A 21,615-nucleotide genomic window follows, 5' to 3' on the forward strand; every position below is an offset into this window, starting at 1 on the left:
ACCTAAGCCCTCGGAGATAGAACGAACCTTGAAACTCTAGAAGTAAAGCACTCAATTGCTATCGAAGGGTGAGGCTCTCGAACCCTGAGATTCTTGTATAGGTAGACATATGTCGAGGTGCTGCCGGGCTTCGAGAACCTCAGCCCTCGGAGATAGAACGAACCCTGAAACTCTAGAAGTAAAGCACTCAATTGCTATCGAAGGGTGAGACTCTCGAACCCTGAGATTCTTGCATAAGTAGACATATGTCTAGGTGCTGCAGGGCTTCGAGTGCCTCAGCCCTCGGAGATAGAACGAACCCTGAATCTTTAGAAATACAGCTCTCGACTGTTATCGAAGGGTGAGGCTCTCGAACCCTGAATTATATTTTATGGTTACCTATCTAGGTCATAACTTATTTGTAAACATCTCCCCAACCCCTCTTCCAAGAGGGGCTAATAGAGCTTTATCAAGCTCCCTTCCTTTGAAGGAAGGGTTGGGGATAGATGTTTTTAACTGCTTAAAAAACATGCTAATGCGATTTAACTGGGTAGCCTTATGATATTTTCTATAACAATTTTAGAACTGGATTTTTAAACAATTATTGAGCCTAACAACTTCGAGACGGATACTGAGTTTCCTCCATAGGCGGACGCGTGTTGAAGTGCTGTCGAAGTATAGCCCACAACTGTTATCGAAGGGTGAGGCTCTCGAACTCTGAATTCTAGTTTCTTTATTATTCTTGCAAGCTTTGATAAAGCATATTCATTAAATCCTTTTGTGTTTTTCTACCGCATAAAAGAAAAACATTCCTATAAAATACATTAGTACATCTAACCAATCAGCAGTGTAACGATCATCATATTGAGGCAAGTACCACTCAAAATAGATTGAGTATCCTATGGTAACTAGTATCAATAAAGGCATTGGTAATAAAATACGGGTATCATTTTTTAGTTTTCGTACAGCAAGCTGACATACAGATAACACAAGGGGCATGCATAGTAGATCATTTAGATAGTTTTGAAAAAATAGTGGTAATCTTATTTCTAATTGTTGTAAGACATAGATAGAAAAAGCGATTACCAAAAAGATCCAGAAGTAATATTTATGAGTTATGAGGGCTATTCTGTTATGCATACTTATTTTTTAAGCCGCTACGTATCCAATGATGAAAGCAATAAAACTGCCAATGGCAAGGACGACCACCCAAATGGAGTATAATACTCTAAAAGTATACTTTATAAAAGGGTTAGAGTGCTCTTTAGCATTTTCAAAAAACAATGTAATCTTATGCGGCTTTTCATTTTGGTCCGCTCGTTGTTTTTGTTCCAATCGTTCCGCTCGTTCTTGCTGTCTCCTTACTTGCGTATTAATTAAAGTTCCGCATGCTTTGCAATAATCCTTGTTTAAATTTAAAGTTCCGCAGTTGGGACATTTTCTGTAAACATCACTCATGTTTTTGTATTTCTTTTCGTACCTATTAGAAAGAAAGTAAATTTTATCTTCTAAAAAAACGATATTAACTTCTTATAAAGAATTGCTTAATATTTATTCCTAAAAAATAGATAGGTTTTCTACTAAGCCTAAACATAGTTCTGATAATTTTTCCCTTTAAGAACTTTTTATATAGAACCGTTAAACCCTAGTTAAACCAATTGATTTAATTGCTTTGAAGGGGTTTGAAAGTTATATTATAGTATGGAAAAAATATTAGTTATCGGTGCAACTGGCACCACAGGAAGTACTGTCATTAAAGAATTAAATAATCATGAAAATTATCATCCAATCGCGATGGTGAGAAAAGAAGAGCAACAAGCGGCTTTTCAGAAACAAGGAATAGAAACAATTCTAGCCGATCTCACTGAAGATGTAACCCATGTTGCGGAGGGAGTTGATAAGGTAATTTTTGCAGCAGGTTCTAAAGGAAAAGCTTTGGAAACGGTGGATCGTAAAGGGGCAATGAAAATAATAGATGCTTCAAAAAAACATAGGGTTCGTAAATTAGTAATGCTTAGTTCCGTTGGAGCCGATGCACCTCAAGAAGCAGAAAAATTACAAGATTACTTACAAGCGAAGAGAGATGCTGATGAGTATCTTGCCAATAGTGGTTTAGAGTTTACCATTGTTAGACCGGGAACTTTAAATAATGATATTCCTACTGGAAAAATTAGAATTGCTGAACAACTAGAAGATAGATCTGGTTCTATACCAAGGGGAGATGTGGCTAAGGTTTTAGTGAAGAGTTTAGAAGATCAAATTGCAAAAAGAGAGGTTTTTGAAATTCTTACTGGAGAAACGATCATTGATGAAGCATTGGATAGTATGGTAAGTGTTAAATAACGCCACTAAAATATCAGTCAACACAAATTAATTTTTAAGAGCCTCACTTTTTACATAAATTGAAAAAGTGAGGCTTTCTTATCTATAAAAGGATGCTTGGCTTTTCGGGCTTCGAGATGGGTACTGAGCCTGTCGAAGTACAGCCCTCAGAATGATTCGAACACTGAGCGAAGTCGAAGTGTGAGCTTCCTCCATAGGCGGACGCGTGTCAAAGTGCTGTCGAAGTACAGCCCACAACTGTTATCGAAAGGTGGGGCTCTCGAACCCTGAATTATATTTTAGGGTTCCTATCTAGGTCACAACTTATTTGTAAACATCTCCCCAACCCCTCTTCCAAGAGAGGCTAATAGAGCTATATTAAGCTCCCTTCCTTTGAAGGAAGGGTTGGGGATGGATGTTTTTAACCGCTTAAAAAACATGCTAATGCGATTTAACTGGGTAGCCTTATTATATTTTCTATGACAATTTTAGAACTGGACTTTTAAACAATTATTGAGCCCTACAACTTCGAGACGGATACTGAGCTTCTTCCATAGGCGGACCCGTGTCGAAGTGCTATCGAAGTACAGCCCACAACTGTTATCGAAGGGTGAGGCTCTCGAACCCTTAGCGAAGTCAAAGTTTGGTGTTACAATATCCCAAAAAAATAACCGAAGCCTACAATGATTAGTAAGCTTCGGTTTTACTTAGATCCTCCCCAGAACCTAAGCAAACTAAACCCGTGCAATAGTATGGATATTCACCTCTTGTTGCTTGCCCTTTAGCAACACACTACCTAAAAACTGACAAGTAAGGTTAGCACTGATTTTAAGGTCCTGAATTACCTTTTCCGAAATTAATAATGGAACTTTATAGGTATTGCATTGCCCCTGAATTCTAGCAGATGTATTGATTACATCTCCATGATAAGCGATTTCCTTTTTGATAAGACCTACTTCGGTTACCATCAATTTTCCACCGTGTAATCCTGCTTTAAACTCTGGAACTACTCCGTATTTCTTTAGATAATACGCTGATTTATTTTGTTTACGTTGCTGGAATGCAAAGAATAGATTAACACAGTTGTTATCTGCCAACCCTTTTTTATAAGGCCAACTAAGTACTACTTCATCTCCAACATATTGATAGATTTCTGCATTATGTCTAGGAACTACCTTATTCAGATCATAAAAGCAGTCTTGTATGAGTTGACTATATTTAAAATGACCTAGTTTTTCTGCGATCGTAGTAGAATCCTTAAGATCTAGGAACATGAAGATGCGCTTTTCCTCTTGCGGGTTTCTGTATTTTCCTAATAGCATTTTGATAAATACTCCCTTTCCAAATTTTTCATTGGCTATTTTTAGAAAAGAGAATACAAGAGATGCTATGGTAATATACAATAATAGCGTCCAAAACGATTTATCTAATAACCACCAATCATTTATTTTTTCGATCTCCATTGTAGCTATACCGGCATAGATATCTTTGATATTGGTAAAAACAATCAGTGTTACTAAAAAGTGAAAAAATGTTCTGAAAATTAGATCATTGGTAAGTGAAACTTTGTTAGAAATGGTATCGAATATAAAGTCAACCGCTGTATATAAGATTCCGATAAGTAACCCAATGTTGATGAATTTAATCGAGTAATACAATACTCCTAAAGCCCCTTCGTGTTTTTTGATGATCGTAAGTCCTTCTTCTTCCTCAATTCCATAAAATCGGATTATAGCATATAATACCATTGCAATAGACCAATAAAGTACAGATTGCGATACATATTGCAAATGTTGTTTTAGTGTACGATTCATAACTGGTATATTTAATAAGTCATCAATTATTTTGGCATTCCCCAATGACTTTGTTTCTGTACCTAAAACATATGGATATAAATACACCCTACTTTTTTTCCTACAAAAAATATAAAAAGAACTATTTTTAGAGTGTAAGTATTTGATTTTAAGTGATAAAAAAGTTAAAAAACTTTTTGTACCGTGTGGATATTTACTTCTTGTTGTTTGCCCTTTAACAAAACACTTCCTAAAAAAGTAGCAGTAAGAGGTGTTGTAAAGCTTAGGTCTTTTAGTAAATCCTCGGAGATAAGAAGTTTTACTTTATGATTATTACATTCTGCCTGAATTCTAGCAGATGTATTAATGACATCTCCGTGATAGGCGATTTCTTTTTTGATAACTCCGACTTCGGTGACCATTAATTTTCCACCGTGCAATCCTGCTTTAAACTCAGGAATAACACCATATTTCTCCTTATAATAATCAGCTTTTTGTTGTTTTCTTTGTTGAAATGAAAAGAATAGATTTACACAATTGTTATTGGCAAGCCCTTTTTTATAAGGCCAGCTAAGTACTGCTTCATCACCTACATATTGGTATATCTCCGCTTCGTGTTTAGGAACTACTGTATTTAAATCATAGAAACAATCTTGTATAAATTGACTATACTTAAAATGCCCTAGTTGTTCTGCAATAGTGGTAGAATCTTTAAGATCCAAGAACATAAAAATACGTTTCTCTTCCTGGGGATTTTTATATTTACCAAAAAGCATTTTAATAAACACGCCTCTTCCGAACTTTTCGGTTGCAATTTTGATAAAAGAAAAGACAAAAGATACCATCACCATGTATAATATGGTGGCCCAAAAAGACTTGTTTTTTCTCCACCAACCAGTATCTGTATTTAAATTGATGTTATAGATATCCGAAAAAATATCCATAATTATTGTAAAGATGATAACGGTAGTGATAAAATATAATAGTGTTTGGATGATGATATTATATACCAATGATATTCTGTTAGAACTATATTTATCAAAGAAAATATCTATGGTAGTATACACGATACCAAGCAGTACGCCAATACTCGTAAATCCCATTAAGGCTCTTAATGTCCCTTGAATACCACTATATTCTTGAATCACCGTAAAACCTTCTTCTTCATCAATACCGTAATACCTAAAGACAGAGAATAATCCCATAGCAATAGACCAGAAGAGTATAGATTGCCATAATAGGCGAAGGTATTTTTTGAGTTGACGTTTCATTTGTGTAACAGAAAGTAGTATGGAAGGAACATACTATTTTGATATAGCAAAAATAACAAAACATTCTAATCACTTTAGAAATTGTAGAAATAGCTTTACATCTGAAAAGCAACTTTTGTTTTTAACTATGAAAACTGTGGAATTTTGGTCCTGTAAATACACAGTTGTGTAAAAAATACACACTTTTAATTTTTGGCATATTCTCTAAGCCCTTGTTTTTCAATAATCTTTAGAATTGGTATCAATTTTGGTTTTCCAGTGTGGAAATAAAAACGAATATGGAAATTTCAAGATCAATAGGAATATCAGAATCACCAAAAATAGAGAATGTTTTAGATCGTCTAAAGCATAAAATGCAGAACGCGTCTTCTTCTTTTATTCTACTAGCGACATTTTTAGTGTTGTTTAGTTCGGCTTCTTTATTGTATTTCTTACAACCTTATTTCGAAGAAATTCATTTACAACGAATGAATACTGCTTGGGGAATTACTTTAATGATTTCTGGGCTAACGTTATTACTAATAAAAGTAAGCTTTCTGGTATATATCTTGTTTTTATACCTTCGTTATAAGACTGTAGCAGCAGTTTCGGATACAGAATTACCGTTATGTACGGTTATCGTTCCTGCCTATAATGAAGGAGAATTAGTATATAAAACCCTACATAGTTTAGCAGAAAGTGATTATCCAGCAGAAAAATTACAGATCATTTCCATCGATGACGGAAGTCAGGATGATACTTGGCAGTGGATGCAACTTGCAAAGGAAGAATTGGGAAATCGTGTTTCTATCTACCAACAACCTAAAAACAAAGGGAAAAGACATGCATTGTACAGAGGTTTTAAGCTTGGTATGGGAGATGTTTTTATAACAGTAGACAGCGATTCTATTGTAAAAAAAGATACACTACGTATTATGGCCTCTCCATTTGTTATAAATGATGAATGTGGTGCTGTAGCTGGAAATGTACGTGTACTAAACAGAGATAAAGCATTAATTCCAAGAATGCTTAACGTAAGTTTTGCTTTTAGTTTTGAATTTATCCGTTCTGCACAAAGCGCTTTAGGATCTGTATTATGTACTCCTGGTGCTTTATCTGCTTATCGAAGAGAAGCTGTAATGAACTGTCGTGAGGCTTGGATTACACAAACTTTTTTAGGGCAAGTATCTAAAATAGGAGAGGATCGTGCGATGACTAATATGATATTGAAACAAGGATATAAGGTATTGTTTCAGAAAAATGCTTACGTATACACTAACACTCCAGAGCGCTACAAGAATTTATATAAAATGTTTATCAGATGGGAGCGAAGTAATATTAGGGAGAATATTGCTATGAGTAAGTTTGCTTTTGGAAACTTTAGAGACGGTGCTAAATCTGGAACAAGGATATTACTAATGAACCAATGGTTAAAACTAATCATGGCGTATCCAGCTACCTTATTAATGATCTATTTTATCGCTACATATCCGATATTGTTTTTTAGCTCTACAATGATGAGTATTCTATTATTTTCTAGTATTCAGGCATTCTTTTATGCTAAAAAACATAGTTTGTCTGAGTCTCTTTGGGCATATCCATATAGTTTGTTTTATGCTTTTACATTATTCTGGATTACTCCTTATGCTATTGCTACTGCAGGAAGAAGCGGATGGCTTACAAGGGATCTTACGAAGAAACAACTTAAAGAACACGAACAATCGGTTTCTATTTCTTAATAATTAAATTGATTACCCATTTATCTCAGTTAACCAACCAATCTATTTCCGTCAAGGGGTCTGAATGTTTTTTCCAATAGGCAATCAGACCCTAGGAAATAACCTTTTTCGAAAAAATACGTAAACACAACACCCAAACTCAACTTCACTCTTTTTTTTGCTTATCAATTTACTATGATAACCAACCTACCTAAAAGCTCCTCTTTCCCCAAATTAGAGGAGCTTTTGCTATGATATAACATTCATTCTCTTTAGAGATTATATTTTGATGGTAATAAATTCTAGCTTGTATACCAAATTATATTATTTTTAATACACGCTAACCAATCTCTATTCGTATGAAAAATTCAATACTTTTAGTTTTTCTTTGTTTCTCGTTTATTGCGTACTCACAATTAGAAGATTGTTCTGAATGTGATACCAAAACCTATTCGAAAAAGGATATAGCAAAGAATTCATTATATGAACTTCAGCTATTACGAAATGAGATTTTTGCCAGGCATCAGTATATTTTTAAGGATGAACGTTTACTAGAACATTTTCAGGATTATTCCTGGTATCAACCTGACTATAACAATCCACCTGAGATCACATTGAATGATATTGAGAATGCCAACATAGTACTTATAAAAAGCGCTGAATCTAATATTAAGAATAAGCGGAAACGGTTAATCTCAGAGCTAAAAGAACTAAAAAGAGTACTGAAAGCGAATGATACAATTACTATTAATTTGTTTTTAGATAATGGACTTAAGGATGAAGTAAACCCCAAAGGCGCGCTTAATGAACTTACTTCCATTTTTTCTAAAATAGACCTGAAAGACATCAATTGGTATCGTGATGAGGCGATATATAAAGTAGCTACTGACAATGGGTTTTTGATTAGAGAAACTTCCTTACGAATTGATGGAAATGAAGTAATCGCCAGTGTGGGAGATCTGGCACATTCTGAAATTATGAAAGAACCTTTTAAGTATGGAAGTAATTACTATTCAGAAAGTGAATATAGTTCTTTTTGGATTTTTAAGTTTGATGGTCAGAAATTACGACTAGAACGGCATGAGGTTGCGGGGTAGTGTTATTTAGTTAAGCATTCTGATTGTCAGTCTGAGCTTGTCGAAGACTTCTAACGACTCGATTTTCAATTCATCATTATATGATTTTCTATTTTTAACTACAACTGATGATTACCGATCGTCTCAAAAAATGATTTGCGATACGTATTTCCAATAGGTAATTCTTTATTTTGGATCCATACCGAGTCATTAGTAATCTTATCAATGTGCTGAATAGAAATAATGTAGGATTTGTGTATTTGTATAAAATTAGATTCTGGTAACCCTTCTTTACAATGTTTTAAGGTGTTATAGGTGATGATTTGTTCATCTTTTAAATGAATTGCGATGTAGTTTTTCAGACTTTCTACATACATAATGTCTTTTATAAATACTTTAGCATATTTGTTTTTTCCATCTGTTTTGAAAAAGAAAAATTCATCCGTTTTTTGCTGTTTAGTTACTGTTTTGGGATTGCTCTGGTCTTTTATTTTGGAAACAGCCTTATAAAAACGTTCAAAAGAGATCGGTTTTAATAAATAATCTAAAGCGGCTACCTCATAACTATCTAAAGCAAATTGTGGATAGGCTGTTGTGAAGATAATTTTGGTGGAGCTTGTAATGATCTTGGATAATTGAATTCCGGTAATTTCAGGCATTTGTATATCCAGAAACAATAGGTCAATAGGCTGTTTTTCTAGATAGTTTAATCCTTCTAAAGGGTTTGTGAAGGTGTTTTTTACTTCTAGAAAGGAGATTTTAGCACAATACTTTTCTAACAATCGAATTGCAGCAGGTTCGTCATCTATGATTACACAAGTAAATAATTTCTCCATTTATAAAATTGATTGAGTTAGAATTTTAACTGTAAATACGCTTCAAATTGATTATCCTTGTTTGTGTGCTCTAAAATAAAATTATCCTTGTATAAAACCTCCAATCGTTGTCTAATATTTTCAGTGCCAATACCAGTTTCAGTATGCTGTTCGGATGTGTTGATGTAGTTTTTTGTAGTCAATACCAATGAGTCTTCTTTAATGTCTAACATAATAGAGGCAGGTCTCTTGCGATCATTGATGATTCCGTGTTTGCATACATTTTCTACAAAATGTATTAAAATTAGAGTTGGTATTTTTTGTAGATGTACCATACCCTCAATTTGCAGTAATACATGAAAATTATCTTCATATCTACGTTTAAAGAAATAGAGATAATCTTCGATAAAGGTAATTTCTTTGCTTAAAAAAGTAATATCATTATTAGTCTCATAGGTAACGTATCTCAATAATTCTGAAAGCTTTAAAATATCATTAGCGGTTTCTGGCTTCTCATCGAATAATTCTTCATAAAAATTGTTTAGTGTATTAAACAAAAAATGAGGACTTATCTGAGACTTTAAAGCTGCTAGTTTCGCTTTTTCATGCGCTATTTCTAGATGGTGTATTTGTTCTTTATGTTCGTTTAATCTAAAGAATAAACAAATAGCAGTACTTACTAAACATACTCTTAAAGTATAATAGAATGAGTCCAATAAATAATTCGCGATTAATTCAGAAACAGGTACGTCAAAATAATAATTATGCATTCCCGTAATTTGGTATAGAATCACTTCCTCTAATACAAACCGAATTCCTGCAAATAGTAAGATCATTCCAAGAAATGAAATGGTATATTGCCAGTACTTTTTCTTAAAAAGAAATCTTGGCGCACTATACAGATAATTAACTGCATAAACAGATAATAATGAAATGGTAAATGCAGTCTTAAATAATAAGAAGGGTGGTTGAGTAGCAAAAACATTTTTGTTAGAAATTATGTAATCACCTAAAACATCAACGATTAGGATAATGGCGATAATGATACCATTGTATAAAAGCTCTTTTCTCATATTCATATCTCAAAAGTAAGGTGAAAATACTTTTAGTTTTATAAGAAATGACAAACAATTATTTTCACAAGACAAACAGGTGTTTTTACACAATCAAACCATACGTTTTATCATTACGCTCGTTTATAGAACGATATCTCTATTTGGTGTAAAATGCAAATCTATCCTTAGAATACGAGATAATATTGTTGTGAATTTTAAAAACAACATACCATGAAATATCGCCTATTCATACTTACAGTTATCAGTTTTACATTATTTGCTAGCACCTTAAATGCGCAACAAATTTCTAAAGAGAGTTCGGAATATCTGAAACCCTATGATAGTTATTATCCAAAACAAAAAGCAAAGATTTTAGTAGTTGGAACATTCCATTTTGCGTATCCAGGAATGGATTATACGAAAACCAACGAAGAAGATAAAATAGATGTTTTAAAAGAACCCAAGAAATCAGAAGTTTTAGAATTAGTGGAGTATATCAAAAAGTTTAAACCCACCAAAATAGCTATAGAGGCCAAAGAAGATTGGGGAATGGACAAAATGTACAAGGAATATAGACAAGGAAAACATAGAGACAAACGAAATGAAAGTTATCAATTAGGAATGCGTATTGCCAATGATCTTAATTTAGATAAAATTTACTCTATCGATGCGACTACATTTAGTACAGATTTGGAAAAGAAATATCCTAAAATGATGAAAGAATTAACAGAAGGATATGATTTTCAGTCAGACGATCCATACAATAAAATGGTACAAAAGTCTTTTAATGCCACTACTATTTTACCAGCTAAAGTAAAAATCTTAGACTATTTTAAGTATATGAATACCATAGAAGGTCATAGAAATAATTATGGAGCTTACTTTATAGGAGATTTTAAATTAGATAATAATAGAGGAGCAGATTTTTTATCGATTTGGTGGTATAATAGAAACCTAAGAATGTTTAGAAAAATCCAACAAATAGATCATACGAATGAAGATCGAATATTGGTCATTGTAGGAAACGGTCATGCATCGGTACTGAGACATATGATCGAGTACTCTCCAGAATATGAATTCGTAGAATTTAGTAGTTTATAAATTTAAAAAATATCATCAATCAAATAAGAAGAGGCTGTCCAAAGGTTTATTCTAAAATGTCAAACTGAGCTTGTCGAAGTTATTTTACTATCGGATTTTCAATATGTCTTCGACAGGCTCAGACTGACAAATACAAGTTTTAACACCTTGCAGACAGCCTCTTTTGTGTTTTTATAAGTATGATTATCTAAAAACAGAGTACTTAATTACACAAGAATTGTTTTGTCTTTCATTGCATTCCCAGTAGATGATATCCGCATCTACAAATGCCGCTCCTCCAGATCCAACGATCTGAGTAACATGAGCCTGTAAATCATCTTGGTAGTGATCTAAGTTAATATCGCTATCTCCATCTACATAGTATACCATACTTCTGTAGTAAGTATTAACCACATTAGATGGAGGCCAGTTTCTGGTATACGTAGTACACTCACGTACATATCTTTCGAACTCAGAGGAAGCGTTATCAGAGCATCCTTCGTCACCACTTAATGTGCAGTTAGCTTTTTCAAGAATTTGTGGTATTTGATTTAATTCTTCGGTAGTAGCTGTTCTTTGCTGTTCAGTACCAACAAGGTCAAAAGCAGCAGTTCTGTCAATAGATTCGTTTGATTGGTTAAAATCAGTATCATCGCTACATGAAACGATACATAAGGATACGAATAATGCCCCAAATAGGGATTTGAAAGTTGATTTCATTGTTATGATTTTAAGGTTAAAAGTTGAATAAAAGTAACCAAAGAGCATCGGAAATTAGTGTAGTTAACTTTTAAGAAAACGTGAATATTTTGATTTATATTAAGGGGAAATTTCAACTTTTTATAATATCTAATTAAAGTAGCTGTAACATATGCATTGGCACAACCTATAAATGCGGTTGTTTTGTAAATACTATACCTTTAGAGTACCCAAAAAGGCTTTGAAATAATGAATTTTGAATTTGAAAGTAAAGATCTCTAGAATCTTCTTAGATTTGATAAAGAACTTTCAACTTTACTCAATTTATGATACAATCCTATAAACAACGTCCAGTATTAGAAGAAAAATATGATGCTATTATTATAGGGTCGGGAATGGGAAGTCTTACCGTTGGAGCGATTTTAGCAAAAGAAGGGAAGAAAGTTCTAATTCTAGAGAAGCATTATACCGCAGGCGGTTTTACACATATATTTAAACGAAAAGGGTATGAATGGGATGTAGGTATTCATTATATAGGAGGAGTTCAACAGGAAAAAAGTCCAATTAGGAAGTTGTTTGATTATGTTTCTAATCATCAGCTCCAATGGGCAGACATGGGAGAGGTCTATGATCGAATTATCATAGGAGAATCATCATATGATTTCGTAAAAGGAGTGGAAAATTTTAGAAACAAAATAGTATCCTATTTTCCAGAAGAAGAAAATGCTATAGACTGTTATATAGATCTGGTGTTTAAAGCAAATAAGGTAATGGGAGCTTTTTATAAAGAAAAAGCATTACCAGGATTCTTAAGATTCTTGATAGGAGGTTTTTTAAAAAGGCCTTATCTCAAGTTTTCTGATCAGACTACTTATGAAGTGCTTAGTAAATTAACGAATAATCAAGAGCTGATAAAAGTATTAACAGCACAATATGGTGATTATGGGTTACCTCCTAAACAAAGTAGTTTTGCAATGCACGCTTCTGTGGCCAGACATTATTTTGGAGGCGGAAATTTTCCTATAGGTGGATCTTCAAAAATTGTAGAAACCATTGATCCTGTTATTGAAGCATCTTCCGGTACAATTTTGACAAATGCTGAAGTAGATCAAGTAATTGTAGAAAATAACGAGGCTAAAGGGGTGAAAATGATCGATGGTAAAGAGTTTTATGCCAATATAATCATCAGTGGAACAGGAGTATTCAATACCTTTGGGAAATTACTTCCAGATTCAGTTACTCGTACACATAATTTGATGGAAAGCTTACAAAAAGTAACTCCATCGGTATCACATGCTTGTTTGTATATGGGATTTAAGAGTAGTCCAGAGGATTTACAATTACCGAAAACCAATTTTTGGATTTACCCAGAAGATGTAGATCATGATACTTGTGTAGCTCGTTATCTAGAAGATCAAAATGAAGATTTTCCAGTAGTGTATGTGTCTTTTCCATCTGCGAAAGATCCTGATTGGTCAAACCGATATCCAAATCGGAGTACAATAGACATCATCACCTTAGTACCTTATGAAGCTGTGTCTAAATGGAAAGGTACCAAATGGATGAAAAGAGGAGAGGATTATGAAGCTTGGAAAGAAAATATTTCGCAACGATTAATGAAAGCACTTTTTAAGCAATTACCGCATTTAGAAGGAAAAGTAGATCATTACGAACTTTCTACGCCACTAAGTACAGCGCATTTTGTTAACTATGAGAAAGGTGAAATTTATGGTATTGACCATACTCCCGCGCGTTTTAGACAAAAGTTCTTACAGCCCAGAACACCAATTAAAGGATTGTATCTTACAGGACAAGATATCGTGACCGCTGGAGTAGGAGGAGCCTTGTTTTCTGGGGTGATCACTGCATCTGCCGCTACAGGGATTAATTTTAAAAAGAAGATTTTTGTGAATTAATAGCGAATATGTGACATCTTAGTATTAGACGCTTTGTTCTTTTACTTTGGCTGAGATAAAGGATAAAAAAAAGAGATTATTATCAACAATAATCTCTTTTAGAATAAATTATGTGACTAGAAATTAAATAACTTCCACATTAACTGCGTTTAGTCCTTTTTTTCCTTGTTCCGTAGTAAATTGAACTTTATCATTTTCTCTAATAGTATCGATTAAACCTGTAGAGTGTACAAAAACGTCTTCTCCCGATTCATTTGACTTGATAAACCCAAACCCTTTTGAGTCATTAAAAAATTTTACTATGCCTTCTTGCATCTTATTAAATTTTAAATTATTAAATATATATTTTGTTCAAGGAAAGAGATAAAATGATTTTTAACGAGCTATATATCAACTCAATTAAAAATTAAATAAAACTTAAAAAAAATAAAGTAAAGAAAAATAAAAAAGGAAAGAAGAGAAAACTCTTTAACTAATTACCAAATAAATACCTTAAAATTAAAAAGGTGTTCTTTCTAGAACAATGCAAAGATATACTTTTAAATTCTACATGTACATATTTATTTGGTAAATAATTAAAAATCATATTTTTTCATCATCTTTAATGCACTTTCAATATAAGTAAATTGATATATAAGACATAAAAAATGACGATTTTCTTTCATGCGTTCATAGGCCGTAAAATCTATTAAGAGAGGTATGTGGAAAGATTTCTATGGTATTATTCCGCTGCCAGTAACTAAAGAGTGGTTTGAGATTAAATAAACTGAAATTCTATTTTTTAGTATCAGCTAATCATTTAATTTCCAATTGTATTCTAAATATTGAATATTCGCAGATTCATTAGCCTTTGTAATAGCATAACGATTGATAAATGGTATGACACCTTTCTTAAAATCTACAGCATACCATTCGAATATTTTACTAATCACTATCTTATCTGATCCAATTTTGTTTTTAGAAGTATCATTAATCCAGCTTCTAGAAAGTGTTTCTAATTGATAATTTAGCTTAGAAGGGAAAAAGGCTCCTTTTAATAATTTGGGACAAGAAACTGCGGCACAGTTAAAAGCTACATGCAATCTAGGTTCATTAAAATTAGGACGTACGATGGTATTTTCTATTTGGTTTAAAGAATATACCTTACTACCAGATTTAATAAATTTTTTATCCCACGGTTTCCCTGAGTTGATATTTTTGATACTTTTTACAGGATAAGAACTTGCTACCAACTGAATGGTTGAAGCGTTATAGAGATTAAACCAATAAGCTAGCTTTTCATTTTTAGTCCAGTCTTTTTTGGGATAGGTTTTTTGAAGATGCGTTAAGTATTCTTCAATTTTAGAAATATTAGATTTAAATCCTCTATAATTTACTTTTCCAGAGGAGGATACATACTTTTTTGTAAGTTGATCCCAAATGCTATGATCTGGTCTAACTTTTATAACTTTGTTCTCTTTCTTTTTGCTAGTTTTCTTTACTTCGGTTTTTATAGCTTCAGCTTTTGCAGGAGTCTCTTTTAGAATTGTATCTGTAATCTTTTCGTTAATAGTATCTTTTAAGACTACTAAAGTATCAGCAATAGGACTTTCAATCGATTCTTTTGTTTGATCTAATTTAGAAGTATCAGCGACTTTATTAGAAATTATTTGTGGCTCTTTATTAGAAGAAATACATCCAAAAAGAATACAGGCTATAGCAAATTGAAAGGCAATTTTCATAGAATGAGATTTTAGGTATCTGTAAGATAGTAGTTATTCTTAGTACTTACAAAAAACCATTCCTCAAATCTACTGTATAATTTATTTTAAGTTGCTCAGTATAAAATCCAGCTTTTTATTAGTATTTAGATTTTTGGCAAAGGAATCGGTAATATGCGTACCTCTGTTTGCTAATCCTAAATCTTGTAACTTGCTGATATGTTGTTTGTTTTCTAAGGTTACTTTACCCGTTAATAGAAGACTGATGTCTTCATTATTATGATAATAATCGTATATCTTTTTAAGTCCCGTGAGGTATAAGTAGTCTTTGGTAAATCCACCACCCCTATGAGCTCGTAATGTGATTTGCCATGCCGCTTCACGATCTAATTTGTATTGACTATAAAGTAAATCAAATGTATCTTTAAAGTCATATCCTTTGATTAAACTATCTGCTGCGATTACACGATAGGCTAATTCTTTCATACGCTTTAGTGTAAGACATCCAGACATATATTCGCTAAAAACAGCCAATCCTTCTTGTGTTTCTGTATTATTTACAAAACCGTTAGAAAATATTTTTAACGGTTGACTTTTACCGTTAAACGTAGTTACCATATGAACACCAATTTCGTGATTGGCTAGTACCTGAAGTTCATTATCACTAAACTGGTAGTTTTTCTTTAATAATAGGGTTTCCGATGCATTTAATACCATAGCAGAGGCAGAGATGTTTGTAGACTTTTTAATAGTAAAGTCAAAATCATATCTTTCTGAGAACTTTCTGAAGTATTTCTCTGCATCAGTGGCAGAATGCTTTTTTTGCATGGATTCATCTGGATCTTCATCTTCAAAATGAAGAATAAATCTTGCGTTTTCTACATCACGTTCTTTAGGAGTACCAAATACCTTTAACGAATTATAATAGAAGTTTTTTCCGCTACCTATCGTCTCTATACACTGAATCAATCCAGAATATTCATAAATAATATCCTGAAAAAGTTTACGAATTTCATCGTCTTCAATTCTCTCTAGTCGTTGACTAAAAAATAATCTTTGCAATCGATATGGATCAAATTTTATTTTCCGATAGTTAAAGCTAGGATTAAAGCGGTATTTACAAGCAAAAAAACTTTTCTTTTCTTGCTCTATATTTAAAGGATTAAGGTAGTTAAGAAGTTCAATATTCTTTACTAATCGATCCAGATTTTGATCAATTTTGAATAAATCTGTATAGGTGTCGACAACATCTCCTATCATATCTTGTTTTTAACTAGAATGCAAAAATAATAGATTAAGTTGTGAGATACACTACTTTAGGTCAATAAAGCTTTTATAAAATGAGGCGGCGTGCTCCGGAATCCTTACTTGGAGTTCTTTTTCAATAGATTGTACTACTTCTGGATATAGTACATATGCTATTTCATCACAATAAATTTTAGAAAATTCTGTCGCTAATACTAAGGTGTTATTGAAATGATGAGTGATATATTTCAGGAAGTAACCATTTCCCTGGAAAGTATCATTTATCGCTGCAGTAGTTTGGGTATGGTAAGGTAATTTAATATTTGATAGACTATTACACCAAGAAGAGGCAAATGAACCAAAACGCTCGTTATCAATATTTTTAGTTCCTAAATTTACAATAGGAACTTCGCGATCCCAACGTTTCCAATTGTAAGAGTGCATATCATACACTATAGCAGCACCATATTTTGACTCAATTTTATGAACAAGTTCGTGTACTACTGAATAGAAATTTTGATGTTTTCGTAAAGAAATATCTTTTTCTTTTATGGATAATGGCTCTTTCCATAGTTGTTTACCCCAAGCGTCTTCATAAATAGCATTTTCGGGATCTCTATTTAAATCATACTCAAATCTAGAATCACATCCAGCTATAACAATCGGATGAGTTGCTATCATTTGCTTTGTAGCAGGATCTTCTTCATACCAACGTTCATATTCTGTATGAATACAATTCTCCCAAAGTTCTTTTCTAAATTGATGTCCATCATGAACTGCAGCACAGATATAATAGGCGTAAGAATCTATTTTTATCGTAAAAGAATAATCTTCTGTTACTGCATGAAAAGGTTCTTCCGCTTTTATTCTAGAAATGATCTCTGAGACAGACAATCTAAGCATCATCAACAGTTTTTCTTAGTTTGGCTTTTCTATCAAATCGATTTACTCGTTGTACGACCTTATCTTCAATAAAATCAACGACTTTTTCCTGTAATCTAACCTTATATTTTTTATTGATATAAGTAATACCGCCTGGACTCATTACATTAACTTCTACCAGCATTCCGTTAATTACATCGATACCAACAAAGTACAAACCGTCTTTTACCAGTTTCGGCCCTATGAGTCTACATAATTCTTTTTCCTGTTTGGTTAGTGAATGTTTTACAACAGACCCACCAGCGGTAACATTAGATCGATGATCGTCTTCTGCAGGCACTCTTCTCATAGCACCAATAGGTTTTCCATTGAGAATTAATATTCTAACATCGCCTTGATCTGCTCCTTCAATATAGTCCTGTAGAATTACATAATTTGTCGTACCATCCTTGTTATCAATATAAAAATCTAGCAAGGACCGAATACTACTCATGGCTCTTTTTTCTATTAAGATCACACCCGAACCACCAAAACCATTAAGAGGTTTAAGAATCATTTTATCGTTTGGGGATTCCTTGATCATCTTAATTAAGTAATCCTTATTTTTTGTAACATGAGTTTTTGGAATAAAATGAGTATCTATATCATCAAAAGCCGCTGTATAGAGCTTGTTATTAGATCTTCTGATACCATCAATATCGTTCATGATAAAGACATCATCCTTAATGGAATCCAAAAAATTAAGCATAATCATATCTAGAGGAGGGTTACTTCTCAAAATAATAACATCAAAGCCCGCCAAAGGCAGCATTTCATCTCTAAAGGTAGCTTTGGTGTAAAAAGACTTCATTGAGGATGATATCTTTTCTTGTCTATTTAATACTTTACAAAAAGAATATGTTACACTATCTCTGATGGTTAAATTAGAAGGCGTAGCCATAGCTACCCCATGTTTTCGCTTTGCGAATTCGTGAATTAACGTAAGACTGGTATCCTTTTCAGGGTTAATTTCCTCCCAAGGATACATTAGAAAACAAACGTTCATGAGTTATAAAAATTTTAGAAAAGAAAAATAGTAAAATTTATGCTTAGATGATTTAAAAAGACGTATAATTTTATAAAAGATCTCCGTATTATTTACAATCTAAGTCTATTTGGATGTTTTCTAATTTAGACCAAACAGGATGATCTACTTTTTTAGGAGAAAATTTAAATAATACCAGATGTTTCTCCAGTTCAGGACAAGCTGAATATTTTGCTACAACATTTAGAGTAACTTCTTTTTTTGTTGTAAAAGCATCATATGTTATTACTTTACCCGCATACGATGTTTCATCGAGTTTTTCGAAAAAAGCTTTAGATGTTGGAATTGAAGAAGTAGTTGCGTCTTCGGATCCAGAAACCACTCCCATTAAACCATTAAAATATGTTTCTAATTCAGATTCCAAAATCTTACTGGATAGCGTTGGAACTTCATCTAAATACCACAAAAATGCATATGTAAAGTAATCCTCTGCATCTTTTTTCCCCCAGCCTGGTGCAAATCGCACATATTCAGTACCTTTATAAGTAAGTGAAGGTGCAAACGATAACGGAAATTCTATTGTTTCCTTTCTCCAGTTATCAGGCGCCATAAGTGGGTTAGAAGGGGTATTACTGTCTGTACATCCGATGATTACAAACAATAATAGTATAAAAAATGGTATGATTTTTGAAAAAGTCATATTAAAAACAATTATTTTAGGGAATAAAAATACTAATTGTAAAAATATTTATTGATTTTTATAAATTTGTTAAAAGGAAGGAAAAAATTAAGAATACAAAAAACAAAAAATGAAGTTATATACGTTTAAAATATTACTATTATTTATTTTTTGTGCACAAATTTCTATGGCACAAGCCCTAACAGATCAGGAAGAAGCTGCAATTATTAATGTTCAGAAAGATATTGTAGGGAAATTAACAGGACATGAACCGATAAAAGGAAAAAAGAAACTTTCTAGTCGAGCTACCCCATCTGAGAGACGAATTACAGCTGATTATTTGTCTGATTACCTTAAAGGTATTGGATTAAAACCTTTAAAGAATGCTTATAATGTACAGGATAAGAAAGGTAATTCATATAATGGCACTAATATATATACAGAAATTCCAGCTACCAATGGTAGTGACGAGTATGTCGTACTAACCGCGCATTATGATACCGCAAAAGGAAGTCCTGGAGCTGTTCATAATGCTACTGGAGTTGCTCTTGCCTTATATGTAGCTAGAGAGATTGCTAAATTGGAAGAAAGAAAGGTTAATTTTATCGTCGTATTCTTCGACCAGCAAGAAACAAATATGATTGGTTGCAGAATGTTTGTGAAGAAACTAAAAGAAGACAAGTATAATGTAACCTCTATGCACCGAGCCGATTATGTAGGATGGGATAATGACGAAGATAGAGCAATAGAATTATTGTCCTCTAATATCAGTTTAGAATCTGCATACAGATTGGAATCGGGAGTACCTGTTTTTAAAAGAAGAGTATCTACACCGGAATCAAAGATTTTTTCTAAGTTAGGGTATGAAACGATTACAATTACTGCAGAGTTAATGAATGGTGATAATTCTCCTTATGTTCGTCAGGCAGAGGATAAGTACACTACAGTAAACTTTAAATATTTAGCATCAACATCGTACATTGTGTACAAAGTGATGAAATCGTTTGCTAAAAAAATCTACTAATATTTTTAGTGCACGAAATTTAAAGAACCGAATAATTTCATAATATACAGAAGAGTTCCTTAGCTAAGAAGGAACTCTTTTAGTTTACTATAATCATTCGTTTTAATACTTACTTTTTCTTTATTCAGTACTTTTTGGATTTGTTTTGGTATCTCAACATTGAGATCTAATGTGTTTTCTACAATGTCTAAAAACTTAACAGGATGCGCGGTTTCTAGAAAAATACCATATTCATTCTCATTAAGGCCATAGGATTTAAGCCCTAAATAACCAACAGCTCCATGAGGATCTGCTATATAATTAGACTTTTTATAGATTTCTTTCATGGCTTCCTTGGTTAAGGAATCATCAAAGCTATAAGCAGAAAAATCATTTTTAAGCGAGTTGAAATTATTATTGAATAATTGTTGTATCCTAATGAAATTACTTGGATTTCCCACGTCCATGGCATTGGAGATTGTAGCTTTAGAGGCAGTAGGCTCGTATTTCTCTGTATCCATATAGCGCACAACAGTATCATTTACATTTGTAGATGCAACAAAATGTTTCACAGGAAGGCCTAATTTACTTGCTACAATACCAGCACAGATGTTTCCAAAATTACCACTAGGTACAGAAAACACAATATCTTTACCTTTGGATTTTAATTGTTTGTAAGCAAAAACGAAATAAAATAATTGCGGTAACCACCTTGCTATATTAATAGAGTTAGCTGAAGTCAATTGCATATGATCCGTAATACTGGTATCCAGAAAAGCTTTTTTAACCATATCCTGACAATCATCAAAAACACCATCGACTTCTAGTGCGGTTATATTTTGACCTAGTGTAGTTAATTGTCTTTCTTGTATGTCACTAACTTTTCCTGATGGATAGAGAATAACAACGTCAACACCTTTTACACCTAAAAACCCTTGTGCTACAGCACCACCAGTATCACCAGATGTAGCTACTAAAACAGTAACTTTATTTTCATTATTCTTATTAAAATATCCCAAGCATCTGGCCATAAACCGTGCTCCAACATCTTTAAAAGCCATTGTAGGACCATGAAAAAGCTCCAATGTACCGATGTTTTCAGAAATATCAACCACTGGAAATTCAAAACTTAGAACATCTTTTAGAATCTCTCTTAGTTCAGTTTCAGGAATTTCATCCCCAACAAATTGTTTGATAGTTTGATACCCTATTTCCACTTCATCTAGGTTCTCAATATTTTTAAAAAAGGAATCGGGTAGAGGAGTAATGATTTCTGGAAAATATAATCCTTTATCAGGAGCTAATCCTTTTATAACAGCCTCAGAAAAAGAAACTTTTGGGGCGTTATGATGTAAACTATAATACTGCATGAATATGCT

The 21,615-nt window shown here is 32.9% G+C and carries 20 protein-coding genes; 6 read left to right on the plus strand and 14 right to left on the minus strand.

All coding sequences use genetic code 11. The features are described from left to right. Positions 1 to 747: 747 nt before the first annotated feature. Both Q1A73_RS02270 and Q1A73_RS02275 read right to left on the minus strand, forming a co-directional pair. Positions 748 to 1,119, minus strand: a complete 372-nt coding sequence (locus Q1A73_RS02270; protein WP_299601096.1) for a hypothetical protein — start codon at positions 1,117 to 1,119, stop codon at positions 748 to 750. A gap of 9 nt (positions 1,120 to 1,128) precedes the next feature. Further along, positions 1,129 to 1,437, minus strand: coding sequence for a hypothetical protein (locus Q1A73_RS02275; protein WP_299601098.1), 309 nt, complete (start codon positions 1,435 to 1,437; stop codon positions 1,129 to 1,131). A 243-nt stretch (positions 1,438 to 1,680) separates the two neighbouring features. On the opposite strand from Q1A73_RS02275, the gene Q1A73_RS02280 reads away from it, so the two are divergent. Then, complete coding sequence (locus Q1A73_RS02280) at positions 1,681 to 2,322, plus strand: SDR family oxidoreductase (RefSeq protein ID WP_299601100.1); 642 nt, start codon at positions 1,681 to 1,683, stop codon at positions 2,320 to 2,322. Between the two features lie 713 nt (positions 2,323 to 3,035). Here the strand turns inward: Q1A73_RS02280 and Q1A73_RS02285 are convergent. Next, positions 3,036 to 4,115 (minus strand): adenylate/guanylate cyclase domain-containing protein, encoded by a 1,080-nt coding sequence (locus Q1A73_RS02285; RefSeq protein ID WP_299601101.1) that lies wholly within the window; start codon positions 4,113 to 4,115, stop codon positions 3,036 to 3,038. 164 nt (positions 4,116 to 4,279) lie between these two features. Beyond that, positions 4,280 to 5,365: an adenylate/guanylate cyclase domain-containing protein gene (locus tag Q1A73_RS02290; protein ID WP_299601103.1), complete on the minus strand. Its 1,086-nt coding sequence runs from the start codon at positions 5,363 to 5,365 to the stop codon at positions 4,280 to 4,282. A 353-nt stretch (positions 5,366 to 5,718) separates the two neighbouring features. Here Q1A73_RS02290 and Q1A73_RS02295 point away from each other — a divergent pair, with 353 nt between their 5' ends. Continuing rightward, entirely contained in the window at positions 5,719 to 7,083 is a 1,365-nt protein-coding gene (locus tag Q1A73_RS02295; RefSeq protein ID WP_299602587.1) for a glycosyltransferase, read from the plus strand. 338 nt (positions 7,084 to 7,421) lie between these two features. Then, on the plus strand, positions 7,422 to 8,159 hold the full coding sequence (locus Q1A73_RS02300) for a YARHG domain-containing protein (protein ID WP_299601106.1): 738 nt from the start codon (positions 7,422 to 7,424) through the stop codon (positions 8,157 to 8,159). A gap of 98 nt (positions 8,160 to 8,257) precedes the next feature. Here Q1A73_RS02300 and Q1A73_RS02305 read toward each other — a convergent pair whose 3' ends face one another. Then, a complete protein-coding gene (locus Q1A73_RS02305; RefSeq protein ID WP_299601107.1) occupies positions 8,258 to 8,974 on the minus strand; it encodes a LytTR family DNA-binding domain-containing protein in 717 nt (238 codons plus the stop codon). A 17-nt stretch (positions 8,975 to 8,991) separates the two neighbouring features. Next, positions 8,992 to 10,026 (minus strand): sensor histidine kinase, encoded by a 1,035-nt coding sequence (locus tag Q1A73_RS02310; RefSeq protein ID WP_299601110.1) that lies wholly within the window; start codon positions 10,024 to 10,026, stop codon positions 8,992 to 8,994. A 213-nt stretch (positions 10,027 to 10,239) separates the two neighbouring features. Here Q1A73_RS02310 and Q1A73_RS02315 point away from each other — a divergent pair, with 213 nt between their 5' ends. Continuing rightward, positions 10,240 to 11,109: a DUF5694 domain-containing protein gene (locus tag Q1A73_RS02315; RefSeq protein WP_299601113.1), complete on the plus strand. Its 870-nt coding sequence runs from the start codon at positions 10,240 to 10,242 to the stop codon at positions 11,107 to 11,109. A gap of 183 nt (positions 11,110 to 11,292) precedes the next feature. On the opposite strand, the gene Q1A73_RS02320 is transcribed toward Q1A73_RS02315, so the two are convergent. Then, on the minus strand, positions 11,293 to 11,808 hold the full coding sequence (locus Q1A73_RS02320; RefSeq protein ID WP_299601114.1) for a hypothetical protein: 516 nt from the start codon (positions 11,806 to 11,808) through the stop codon (positions 11,293 to 11,295). Between the two features lie 305 nt (positions 11,809 to 12,113). Between Q1A73_RS02320 and Q1A73_RS02325 the strand changes: the two genes are divergently transcribed. Next, the gene (locus Q1A73_RS02325) at positions 12,114 to 13,703 is read left to right on the plus strand and encodes an NAD(P)/FAD-dependent oxidoreductase (RefSeq protein ID WP_299601116.1); all 1,590 of its coding nucleotides are present in this window, start codon (positions 12,114 to 12,116) and stop codon (positions 13,701 to 13,703) included. 123 nt (positions 13,704 to 13,826) lie between these two features. Here the strand turns inward: Q1A73_RS02325 and Q1A73_RS02330 are convergent, their stop codons facing one another. The 6 genes from Q1A73_RS02330 to Q1A73_RS02355 all read right to left on the minus strand — a co-directional run bounded on the left by Q1A73_RS02330 (position 13,827) and on the right by Q1A73_RS02355 (position 19,254). Continuing rightward, on the minus strand, positions 13,827 to 14,018 hold the full coding sequence (locus Q1A73_RS02330) for a cold-shock protein (protein ID WP_299601118.1): 192 nt from the start codon (positions 14,016 to 14,018) through the stop codon (positions 13,827 to 13,829). Between the two features lie 476 nt (positions 14,019 to 14,494). Then, entirely contained in the window at positions 14,495 to 15,424 is a 930-nt protein-coding gene (locus tag Q1A73_RS02335; RefSeq protein ID WP_299601120.1) for a DUF547 domain-containing protein, read from the minus strand. 81 nt (positions 15,425 to 15,505) lie between these two features. Next, positions 15,506 to 16,663 (minus strand): flavohemoglobin expression-modulating QEGLA motif protein, encoded by a 1,158-nt coding sequence (locus Q1A73_RS02340; RefSeq protein ID WP_299601122.1) that lies wholly within the window; start codon positions 16,661 to 16,663, stop codon positions 15,506 to 15,508. Positions 16,664 to 16,714: 51 nt separating this feature from the next. Beyond that, the gene (locus Q1A73_RS02345; protein WP_299601125.1) at positions 16,715 to 17,551 is read right to left on the minus strand and encodes an N-formylglutamate amidohydrolase; all 837 of its coding nucleotides are present in this window, start codon (positions 17,549 to 17,551) and stop codon (positions 16,715 to 16,717) included. Beyond that, on the minus strand, positions 17,544 to 18,575 hold the full coding sequence (gene gshB / locus Q1A73_RS02350) for a glutathione synthase (protein WP_299601128.1): 1,032 nt from the start codon (positions 18,573 to 18,575) through the stop codon (positions 17,544 to 17,546). Before gshB ends, Q1A73_RS02345 begins: the two co-directional genes overlap by 8 nt. 88 nt (positions 18,576 to 18,663) lie before the next feature. Further along, the gene (locus Q1A73_RS02355) at positions 18,664 to 19,254 is read right to left on the minus strand and encodes a hypothetical protein (RefSeq protein WP_299601131.1); all 591 of its coding nucleotides are present in this window, start codon (positions 19,252 to 19,254) and stop codon (positions 18,664 to 18,666) included. Between the two features lie 109 nt (positions 19,255 to 19,363). Between Q1A73_RS02355 and Q1A73_RS02360 the strand changes: the two genes are divergently transcribed. Beyond that, positions 19,364 to 20,257 carry a M28 family peptidase gene (locus Q1A73_RS02360; protein WP_299601133.1) on the plus strand — a complete coding sequence of 298 codons (894 nt, stop codon included), beginning with the start codon at positions 19,364 to 19,366 and terminating at the stop codon, positions 20,255 to 20,257. 59 nt (positions 20,258 to 20,316) lie between these two features. Here Q1A73_RS02360 and thrC read toward each other — a convergent pair whose 3' ends face one another. Further along, complete coding sequence (gene thrC / locus Q1A73_RS02365; RefSeq protein WP_299601135.1) at positions 20,317 to 21,606, minus strand: threonine synthase; 1,290 nt, start codon at positions 21,604 to 21,606, stop codon at positions 20,317 to 20,319. Positions 21,607 to 21,615: the final 9 nt, after the last annotated feature.

The organism is uncultured Aquimarina sp., from assembly GCF_947492115.1.
In the GTDB taxonomy this organism is placed as follows: Bacteria; Bacteroidota; Bacteroidia; order Flavobacteriales; family Flavobacteriaceae; genus Aquimarina.

What these genes read in the sequence shown, in the direction of transcription:
- Q1A73_RS02325 (WP_299601116.1), top strand. Translation starts at nt 12,114, where the DNA reads ATGATACAATCCTATAAACAACGTCCAGTATTAGAAGAAAAATATGAT.
- gshB (WP_299601128.1), bottom strand. Translation starts at nt 18,575, where the DNA reads ATGAACGTTTGTTTTCTAATGTATCCTTGGGAGGAAATTAACCCTGAA.
- Q1A73_RS02330 (WP_299601118.1), bottom strand. Translation starts at nt 14,018, where the DNA reads ATGCAAGAAGGCATAGTAAAATTTTTTAATGACTCAAAAGGGTTTGGG.
- Q1A73_RS02280 (WP_299601100.1), top strand. Translation starts at nt 1,681, where the DNA reads ATGGAAAAAATATTAGTTATCGGTGCAACTGGCACCACAGGAAGTACT.
- Q1A73_RS02275 (WP_299601098.1), bottom strand. Translation starts at nt 1,437, where the DNA reads ATGAGTGATGTTTACAGAAAATGTCCCAACTGCGGAACTTTAAATTTA.
- Q1A73_RS02290 (WP_299601103.1), bottom strand. Translation starts at nt 5,365, where the DNA reads ATGAAACGTCAACTCAAAAAATACCTTCGCCTATTATGGCAATCTATA.
- Q1A73_RS02300 (WP_299601106.1), top strand. Translation starts at nt 7,422, where the DNA reads ATGAAAAATTCAATACTTTTAGTTTTTCTTTGTTTCTCGTTTATTGCG.
- Q1A73_RS02320 (WP_299601114.1), bottom strand. Translation starts at nt 11,808, where the DNA reads ATGAAATCAACTTTCAAATCCCTATTTGGGGCATTATTCGTATCCTTA.
- Q1A73_RS02305 (WP_299601107.1), bottom strand. Translation starts at nt 8,974, where the DNA reads ATGGAGAAATTATTTACTTGTGTAATCATAGATGACGAACCTGCTGCA.
- Q1A73_RS02340 (WP_299601122.1), bottom strand. Translation starts at nt 16,663, where the DNA reads ATGATAGGAGATGTTGTCGACACCTATACAGATTTATTCAAAATTGAT.
- Q1A73_RS02315 (WP_299601113.1), top strand. Translation starts at nt 10,240, where the DNA reads ATGAAATATCGCCTATTCATACTTACAGTTATCAGTTTTACATTATTT.
- Q1A73_RS02360 (WP_299601133.1), top strand. Translation starts at nt 19,364, where the DNA reads ATGAAGTTATATACGTTTAAAATATTACTATTATTTATTTTTTGTGCA.
- Q1A73_RS02355 (WP_299601131.1), bottom strand. Translation starts at nt 19,254, where the DNA reads ATGACTTTTTCAAAAATCATACCATTTTTTATACTATTATTGTTTGTA.
- Q1A73_RS02285 (WP_299601101.1), bottom strand. Translation starts at nt 4,115, where the DNA reads ATGAATCGTACACTAAAACAACATTTGCAATATGTATCGCAATCTGTA.
- Q1A73_RS02335 (WP_299601120.1), bottom strand. Translation starts at nt 15,424, where the DNA reads ATGAAAATTGCCTTTCAATTTGCTATAGCCTGTATTCTTTTTGGATGT.
- thrC (WP_299601135.1), bottom strand. Translation starts at nt 21,606, where the DNA reads ATGCAGTATTATAGTTTACATCATAACGCCCCAAAAGTTTCTTTTTCT.
- Q1A73_RS02270 (WP_299601096.1), bottom strand. Translation starts at nt 1,119, where the DNA reads ATGCATAACAGAATAGCCCTCATAACTCATAAATATTACTTCTGGATC.
- Q1A73_RS02345 (WP_299601125.1), bottom strand. Translation starts at nt 17,551, where the DNA reads ATGCTTAGATTGTCTGTCTCAGAGATCATTTCTAGAATAAAAGCGGAA.
- Q1A73_RS02295 (WP_299602587.1), top strand. Translation starts at nt 5,719, where the DNA reads ATGCAGAACGCGTCTTCTTCTTTTATTCTACTAGCGACATTTTTAGTG.
- Q1A73_RS02310 (WP_299601110.1), bottom strand. Translation starts at nt 10,026, where the DNA reads ATGAGAAAAGAGCTTTTATACAATGGTATCATTATCGCCATTATCCTA.